Consider the following 6,853-nt stretch of genomic DNA (forward strand, 5'->3'; position numbering starts at 1 on the left):
CATGTACGGCAGAATATCCTCCATAAGCCAAACATTCCGCAATCATCTTGGCATCACGATAGTCATTCTTAAGTTTTCTTCCACCTTTTTCAGTTTTCATGGTTGTTGGAGCCAGGATAACACATTCAATTCCTTTTTCTTTTAATTCGTGATATAAAGAATATCCAAGACATCCTGCTTCATAGCCACATACAATTTTTAGTTCTTCATTTTCATGCTTCTTTTTAAAAGTTTCAATAACATGAATGATGTTTTTTACTTCAGGTTTTACTTGTGTAATGCAGTGAACTGTACCATCATGTTCAAAAGATGGCTCAAAAATGCATAAAGTGTAGTTTGTAGTATGGACATCCATCCCGATTTTTATTATTCTATTCATAGGTAACCCTCCTTATTTGTTTGCGGTAATCCCACAATACTATGAATTTTTGTTTCTACTCAAAGTATAATGGTAAATCCACGATTGAACAATTAAGGAGAGTTACTTTTTTTGTTTCCTCCTCGTCATTTCATATTGTCTATATTATACAATAGTTGATTTAGTTTGCGTTAGATTTCATTATTTTGCACATGCTTTCTATTTGATATATAATGAGCATAATAAGGAGGCTTCTATGACACTCAATAATATATTAGCGTTCTGTGTGACATTCATTATATCGGTCATCCTAACCCCTTTTATCGGTAAAATCACAAAAGAAATGGGTATAATAGCCCATACTAATAATAGAACTGTACATCATGGTATTATTCCTCGTACAGGTGGATATGCCATCTATGTGGCATTCCTTATAGGGGCAATGGTATTCCTTAAAACAGATAATCAGATCAACTCTATATTAATAGGTGGTTTGATTGTTTTCTTGTTTGGCTTATATGATGATATTCATGACCTTCCTCCAAAGATGAAGGTTCTTGGACAGGTCGCTGCAGCACTTATAGTCATATTTTATGGTGGTATATCTTTAAAAGGATTTACTATTCCTTATATTCCTACTATTCTTTCTTATTCTATTGCCTTAATAGTCACTCTAGGATGGATTGTAGGTATTACCAATGCAGTAAACCTTATTGATGGATTAGATGGTTTATGTGGTGGTATATCCATGATTGTATTGATCACTACAGGACTCATCTCTATACATTATGGACGTACAGATATCACTTCATTAACACTCTTACTTGCAGGATCCATTGGAGGATTTTTAGTATTTAACTTCCATCCCGCAAAAATATTCATGGGTGACTGTGGGGCTTTATTTATTGGCTTCATGTTATCTGTGATTTCTTTATTAGGTTTTGGTTTTAAGACCTCTACATTCTTTACTTTAGGGGCACCTATTGTCGTACTCGCAGTACCTATTATGGATACACTCATTGCGATTATTAGACGTAAAGTACATCATCAGCGCTTTGATGAAGCAGATAAAGGACATTTACATCATAAATTGATGTTCTCTCTAGAACTAGGTCAAACTAAGAGTGTTCTTATTCTATATATTGCGACTGCATTATTCTCTATCTGTTCATTTATCCATATATATAGTGTGACTGCATCAATTCTATTATTCGCATTATTACTCCTTGTATTTGAGATATTCGTGGAATATACCAATATGATTTCACGTAAATATAAACCAGTTCTTACAATTCTCAATATATTCTTAAAAAGAGATGATTTACCAAAGATCAAAGAATCTAAGACATATTTAATGATAGCAGAAAGACATCATGTGAAATATATTCTTATTGGGTTCTTATGTGCTGTGATTGCAGTAAGTGGCGTCCTTGTTTATCATAATCATAATGATAAGAAGCCAGTAGTAAATACTCCAGTCATTACTTATGAGATGCCAAATCATCCTACTTCTTTAATGAAATCAGTACATGAAGATATTAATGCATCTCATACTAAGAGAAATACATGTCAGAATGTTGCTGCATTATTTGCGATTGATTTCTTTACTATTTCTAATAAGAAAAAAGATGAGATTGGTGGTGCGCAGTATTTCTATAATGATCGTTTAGATAACTTTGAAGAGTTTGCGAAGTCTAGCTATTATGCAAATGTGAATGATATGATTGCGAATAAAACAAATCTTGATGAAGTCACAACATATGAAGTAAACTATACAAGAGCATCCGATGTCACATTAAGTGGTTTAGAGGATTATGAATATACGGATGTTGGATTAGAAATTACATTTAATAAAAAGAATTTCTATTACAACTATCAAACAATTAATATTAAAGTAACACTTATAGAAAAGAATAACCGTTTTAGTATTGTATCCCTTGATTACAACAATGGTGCGAACAAATAAAGGTGTTGTAATCGATATATTTTTATGATATTATTTATTCGCTAATGTAGAAAAAGTCTAAAAGAGAAGGAGGCAGGAAAAATGTTAGAAGTACTTTTGATCATTGTTTCTATAGCCCTAATTATTGTGTGTCTTTTACAAACGGGAAAAACTGATGGTATTGTTAATGCATTAACTGGTCAGAGCTCTAATCTTTTTGCACAGCAAAAAGAAAGAGGTGTGGATTTAGTTCTTACACGTATTACTGTGGGACTAGGTATTGCATTCTTTGTTATCGCAATTCTTATTAAAATGGCAGGATAATAATAAAGGGGCACTTATGAGTGCCTCTTTTCTTTTGTTGGAGGTGAATATATGAAAGAAGATGTTTTAGAATTATTAAAGAATAAAGACTTAAAAGATAGAAGAATAGATGCTCTTGCAAGTGCACTACATTATGATTCTACTGAAGAATATATCGCATTTGTAAAGCTTATGAATAGATTAGAAGAAGATGGTGAAGTGATTAGAGATAATCAGAATAACTATCATTTGATTGATGATTTCCATTATTTAAAAGGTGTTTTGAGTTTAAATAAAAAGGGATTTGGTTTTGTAAAAGTTGATGAAGAGACTGAATACTATATTAATAGTAAGAACCTCAATGGTGCTTTTGATCAGGATGAGGTTATGATTGAAACAACTGTCTATAGAGGGAAACCTGAAGGACGTGTTGTAAAGATCATTAAACGTGGTATGACTCGACTTGTTGGATTAGTCAGAAAAGGTAGAAGAGAACTCATCATCATGCCTGATGATCCTAAGTTTACTGATTGGATTTATGTAGATGAAGCCCATGCACATGGAGCTATGCCTGGACATAAGGTTGTCGTAGAGATTAAGAAGTACGAGCCTTATTTAAAGGGTGATATTGTTAAGATTATTGGTCATAAGAATGATCCTGGTGTTGATATCTTATCTGTTGTGAATAAGTATGATGTAGATATTGATTTTCCACAGGCAGTCTATGATGAGATTGAGTCTATTCCTCAGTCTATTGATCCAAGTGATATTCCTAATCGTTTAGATATTAGAGATTGGCAGATTGTAACTATTGATGGTGATGATGCCAAGGATTTGGATGATGCGATTTCTTTAAAGAAATTAGATAATGGGAATTATCAGTTAGGTGTTCATATTGCGGATGTTTCATTCTATGTGAATGAAGGAACTGAATTAAATAAGGAAGCGATTAGAAGAGGAACTTCTATTTATCTTATAGATAGAGTGATTCCTATGCTGCCTCATAAGTTATCTAATGGTATCTGTTCACTTAATGAAGGTGTGGATCGTTATGCAATCAGCTGTATTATGGAGATCAATGATAAAGGGCAGGTTGTAGATCATAATATCTATCCTACTGTTATTAGAAGTTCTCATCGTATGACATACAATAATGTGAATGCGATTCTTGCAGGTCATAAAGGATTAAAGAAGAAATACAGTGATGCTGTTGAGTTATTCTTTAATATGAAAGAATTAGCTGCTATCTTAAGAAAGAAGAGAGATCGTCGTGGTGCGATTGACTTTGATGTAGATGAAGCAAAGGTTCTTGTAGATGATAAAGGACGTGCTGTAGATGTTGTCTTAAGAAATCGTGGTGAGAGTGATCATATTATTGAAGAGTTCATGTTATGTGCTAATGAAACAGTGGCTGAACACTTTAAATGGATGGATGTACCTTTTATCTATCGTATACATGAGTATCCTAAGAAAGAGAAGTTACAACAATTTGTTTCCATTGCGAAGCCTTTGGGTTATACTATTCATGGGTCTCTTGAAAAGATCAACCCTCATGAATTAGCACGTATGATTGAAGAATCTAAGGGAACACCTGAGCATGATATTATTTCTACATTATTATTAAGATCAATGCAGAAAGCACGTTATGATGCACAATGTCTTGGACACTTCGGTCTTGCAGATGAATTCTATACACACTTCACATCACCTATCAGACGTTATCCAGACTTATTGGTACATCGTTTGATTAGAACTTACTTATTTAAGAATGATTATTCTAGAATGAATGAGTTTGAAGAAATGATTCCAGTACTTGCTGAACAGTCTTCTAATCGTGAAAGAATTGCGATTGATATTGAACGTGAAGTAGAAGATATGAAGAAAGCTGAATTTATGTCTCATCATGTTGGTGAGGTATTTGATGGTTATATTTCTTCTATTACAAGTTTTGGATTCTTTGTATCACTTCCTAATACCATCGAAGGTCTTGTTCATATGACTTCCTTAACAGATGATTATTATGCTTATGATGAAAAGAATCTTATTCTTATCGGTGAACATACAGGACGTATGTTCAAGATGAGTGATCCAGTAAAAGTCAGAGTGATTGAAGCAAATAAGCTAGAAAAGACAATTGACTTCGAGCTTGTAAAAGCTGGAAGTCATAGAAAGAAGAAAAGAAAATTCCGTACAAGAAGGTAATATATATGAAAATCATCTCAAATAACAAAAAAGCATATCATGATTATTTTATCCTAGAAACTTTTGAAGCAGGTATTGAATTAAAAGGTACTGAAATCAAGTCTATTCGCAAAGGCAGTGCTAACCTTAAGGACTGTTTTGTAAGAATTAAAGACCATGAAGCTTTTATTGAGAATATGTATATTGCCCCTTATGAAAATGGAAATATCTTTAATCATGAACCTAGACGTATTAGAAAACTATTGCTTCATAAGAAAGAAATTAGTAAACTAGAGAAGAAGGTTCGTGAGGATGGTTTAACAATCGTTCCTACAAAGCTTTACTTCAATACCTCAAAAGCAAAGCTAGAAATTGCTCTTGCAAAAGGTAAGAAGCTTTATGACAAGCGTAATGATTTAAAAGAAAAAGATGCTAAGCGCGATATTGAGAAAGCTCTCAAACGCGCTTATTAATGGGGGCGTCTTGGATTCGACAGGGGTCAGTTTGAATCAGGCAGCAGTCGTTGGCAAACGTTACATGCACAAACAAATATCTGGAAACAGAACAAATTACGCTTTCGCTTAATAGTCGACATAGACTTGCGAATGCAGACCTATCTGCGCTTACACCTTTAGAGTCTGTAACATAACCTGTAAGATAAGGGATATAGGATGTTCTGACTATATTCATGAAAATCAATTAGAAATCGGTATGCGAAAGATTGCTTATTGATCGTAACATACTTAAATTGATTCAATAAGATAAACTGTAGACACCTGATATGGAACGGCTTTTGGACGGGGGTTCGATTCCCCCCGCCTCCACCAAAATTAAGAGTTAAAATGGATGTCATCAAAAAAAACTGATGAAATCAACATTTTTTAAGATATTTTAAATAATCAAGAAATAGCGATTTATGTGGGTGTCACTACCTAAAAATCGCTATTTTTTACTTTAAAGATGAGGTAAAATGGATGTAATAAAAGTAAAGATTACAGATTATTTATGTTTGATGAAAATTATTAGATAATTATTTTTTGAAAGGATGTGTTTTTCGTGAATTATATTTTAAAACAGTATGATAATGATTTATTGTATTTTTCTATGAAAAATACAAATGATGGATTAGAAGTTTTTATTAATACTGTTAATCAAAATTTACAATATCTTTTACCATTAGACTTAGAATTGAGCAATGAAGGATTAAAAAAATGGCTTCAAAAAAGGACGATTCCTAGAAATAGAGCCTATGTTTCTAATTTTTTATCTCGATTAGGATTAAATGAAAAAGATACAAAAGGTATTATTGATATATGTCAAGGCTTATCATTGAATGATAGTTATTGGGTTGTACAAGAAAATTGTAAAGACTTATTTAAAGATAAAAATCTTTATCATAATTCTTTTAATACAAATATTGCTTCCATTGCTTTTACAGGACATGGAAGTTATACAAGAACTTCATTTAGATCATCGCCTGAATTTACAACAAATGGGATGCTTGCAAAATCATGGAGAAGAATAAAAAATAATATTCTTCTTTATAAATCAGGAACAGAAGGATTTGCGAATAGTGGCTTAGAACCTTATAGTGAATATTATGCTTCACAAATTGCCAAAACAATGGATTTACATTATGTAGATTATGGACTTTCTAAATGGAAAGGAAAGCTTTGCTCAACATGTTTACTTTTTACAAATGAAAATGTATCTTATATTCCAGTTGGAAGAATTATAAAAACAGGTGGAATAGAGTCAGTTATTGATTATTATAAAAAGCTAGGTGAAAGCTATTATCAAGAATTATTAGATATGCTTGTTTTTGATGCAGTTATTTTAAATGAAGATCGTCATTTTGGTAACTTTGGTTTTTTAATTGATAATAAATCTAATAAAATTGTGGGATGTGCACCTATTTTTGATAATGGATTATCACTTCTTTGTTATGCTATGGATAATGATTTTAAAAATATTAATCAATACATCCAAACAAGACTTCCTGCAACATTGATTATTCGCTCGTAATTGCACTAGCAGTCGCAGACCTATGCACCACCCCTGTCGCA

At 32.4% G+C, this 6,853-nt stretch carries 6 protein-coding genes and 1 other RNA gene; 6 read left to right on the forward strand and 1 reads right to left on the reverse strand.

Translation table 11 applies throughout. The features are described 5' to 3' along the window. On the reverse strand, nucleotides 1–379 hold a 379-nt coding region (locus tag DW269_RS11685; RefSeq protein WP_199412136.1), incomplete at its 3' end, for a transposase. Nucleotides 380–614: 235 nt separating this feature from the next. Between DW269_RS11685 and DW269_RS11690 the strand changes: the two genes are divergently transcribed. From DW269_RS11690 to DW269_RS11715, 6 genes are all read left to right on the forward strand, one after another. Next, complete coding sequence (locus DW269_RS11690; protein ID WP_117460106.1) at nucleotides 615–2,324, forward strand: MraY family glycosyltransferase; 1,710 nt, start codon at nucleotides 615–617, stop codon at nucleotides 2,322–2,324. An 81-nt stretch (nucleotides 2,325–2,405) separates the two neighbouring features. Further along, entirely contained in the window at nucleotides 2,406–2,627 is a 222-nt protein-coding gene (gene secG / locus DW269_RS11695; protein WP_006504859.1) for a preprotein translocase subunit SecG, read from the forward strand. A 51-nt stretch (nucleotides 2,628–2,678) separates the two neighbouring features. After that, a complete protein-coding gene (gene rnr / locus DW269_RS11700) occupies nucleotides 2,679–4,808 on the forward strand; it encodes a ribonuclease R (protein ID WP_117460108.1) in 2,130 nt (709 codons plus the stop codon). A gap of 5 nt (nucleotides 4,809–4,813) precedes the next feature. After that, a complete protein-coding gene (smpB, locus tag DW269_RS11705; RefSeq protein WP_006504861.1) occupies nucleotides 4,814–5,260 on the forward strand; it encodes an SsrA-binding protein SmpB in 447 nt (148 codons plus the stop codon). 1 nt (nucleotide 5,261) lies between these two features. Next, nucleotides 5,262–5,614, forward strand: a transfer-messenger RNA (tmRNA) gene (ssrA, locus tag DW269_RS11710). Between the two features lie 229 nt (nucleotides 5,615–5,843). Beyond that, nucleotides 5,844–6,812, forward strand: coding sequence for an XRE family transcriptional regulator (locus tag DW269_RS11715; RefSeq protein WP_199410117.1), 969 nt, complete (start codon nucleotides 5,844–5,846; stop codon nucleotides 6,810–6,812). The last annotated feature ends 41 nt before the right edge of the window (nucleotides 6,813–6,853 follow it).

It is taken from the genome of Catenibacterium sp. AM22-6LB (genome assembly GCF_003435615.1).
In the GTDB taxonomy this organism is placed as follows: Bacteria; Bacillota_I; Bacilli_A; order Erysipelotrichales; family Coprobacillaceae; genus Catenibacterium; species Catenibacterium mitsuoka_A.

Excerpts from the sequence above, each read along its gene's own strand:
- DW269_RS11690 (WP_117460106.1), top strand. The coding sequence starts at position 615 with ATGACACTCAATAATATATTAGCGTTCTGTGTGACATTCATTATATCG.
- secG (WP_006504859.1), top strand. The coding sequence starts at position 2,406 with ATGTTAGAAGTACTTTTGATCATTGTTTCTATAGCCCTAATTATTGTG.
- rnr (WP_117460108.1), top strand. The coding sequence starts at position 2,679 with ATGAAAGAAGATGTTTTAGAATTATTAAAGAATAAAGACTTAAAAGAT.
- smpB (WP_006504861.1), top strand. The coding sequence starts at position 4,814 with ATGAAAATCATCTCAAATAACAAAAAAGCATATCATGATTATTTTATC.